We start from the raw sequence: 1568 nt of genomic DNA, 5'->3' as shown, positions 1-1568 counted from the left end.
CGACGTGCAGGTAGGCGTCGGCTCCAGCTGGTACGACGCCGGGCACTAGCGGGCCCGCCGGCCTCCATAGCCGTTCTGCATGGGGGCACGCCGCCGATATGGTGGCGTGCCCCCATGCTGTCTGGCTAGGCTCGGGAGGTGGCTGATCCCAAGGAAACAAACGAAAAGTACAACGTCAAGCGCTTTCGTTCCGTCGGCAAGGAGAACCCGGACTACGGACAAGCCCGTGATTGGCTCCGCGCCGTCGGCTTCGGATTCCATGACGAGCAGCGAAGCGATGAGCTCATCGACAAGATTCTCGCGATGTACCAAGCGGACAACCGTGAGTTGACCGGTGTTTACGTCAACGAAGAACCTCCGTTGCATGCGCTCAACCCGGGATTTCCGGTGGCGACATTTGGAACGCTGGAAAACAAGCTGAATGTTGGCTTCGGCGAAGAGCTGCGGACGCGCCAGATCACCGCGGTGACCGTGCGCGGAACGCACCGGCGGCATGGGATCCTGCGCGGGATGATGACCGCCGACCTCGCCGATGCCAAGGACGGCGGCTTCGCCATGGCCGCACTGACCGCATCCGAAGCGTCCATTTACGGCCGCTTCGGTTTCGGCGTCGCGACCTTCGAGCGAAGCATCAAGGTGGACACCGGTCCGAAGTTCCGCATCCGTCATGAGCCCGTTGGCCGGGTGGAGATCGCCGATCCACGCGTCCTCCTGGACCTAGCGCCCGAGGTATTCGAACAGGTCCACCACCGTACGCCGGGGTCCATCGTCAGGCAGGACTCCTACCGCCATCACGTGTCCGGGGCGATGACGCGCGACGGCAGCGAAGACAAGGCCATCAAATGTGCGCTCCACTATGCACCGGACGGCATCATCGACGGCTACGTGTCATACAAGTTCGCCGGCTGGGACACCAAGCCGTACACGGTGGAAATCGTGGACCTTGTCGCCGCGACGGACTCCGCGTACCTGGAATTGTGGCAATTCCTGGGCAGCATCGATCTCGTCGAACAGGTTTCCTGGCCCGACGCTCCCGTTGAAGACCCCCTCGTATGGCGCTCGAGGACGGACGCTGCATTGCGTCTTCCGACTACCGCGACATGTTGTGGTTGCGCGTCCTGGACGTCCCTGCAGCCTTGTCAGCCCGCCGCTACAGCGCCGATGGACGGTTGGTCCTGCAGATCCGGGATGCGCTCGGTTTTGCCGACGGTACCTGGGAATTGACGTCCGACGGCGGCGTTGTCACCGTCAATGCGGCGGATGGCGGGAGCCCTGACCTGAGCATGGACGTCACCGATTTAGGGTCTGTCTATTTGGGTGCCGTCAATCCTGTAACCTTGGCTTCGGCTGGCCGGATCCGCGAGCACACGCCAGGAGCAGCATTGGCTGCCCGGCACATGTTCGCCGTCGAACGTCCAGCCCATTGCCTGACGCACTTCTAGGCGCATCTCCACCCACACACTCGATCTACAACGGAAGAGGATTCCATGGGGGAATTCCAGCCGGGGGGCCACTCCTCCGGCCCATCAGGGCTGCCGGGCCGGCGGTCCTTGCTGGCGGCTGCCGCC

General features: G+C 63.4%; 2 protein-coding genes. Both read left to right on the top strand.

The genetic code is table 11. The features are described from left to right. Positions 1-138 precede the first annotated feature (138 nt). Positions 139-1224, top strand: a complete 1086-nt coding sequence (locus tag AHiyo1_RS16710; RefSeq protein WP_340639336.1) for a GNAT family N-acetyltransferase — start codon at positions 139-141, stop codon at positions 1222-1224. Next, the gene (locus AHiyo1_RS27980; protein ID WP_340639335.1) at positions 1110-1442 is read left to right on the top strand and encodes a sterol carrier protein domain-containing protein; all 333 of its coding nucleotides are present in this window, start codon (positions 1110-1112) and stop codon (positions 1440-1442) included. Before AHiyo1_RS16710 ends, AHiyo1_RS27980 begins: the two co-directional genes overlap by 115 nt. The last annotated feature ends 126 nt before the right edge of the window (positions 1443-1568 follow it).

The organism is Arthrobacter sp. Hiyo1 (assembly GCF_001263615.2).
GTDB lineage: Bacteria > Actinomycetota > Actinomycetes > Actinomycetales > Micrococcaceae > Arthrobacter.
Note: the sequence above shows the minus strand (reverse complement) of the source record. Positions and strands in the feature narration are given on the sequence as shown.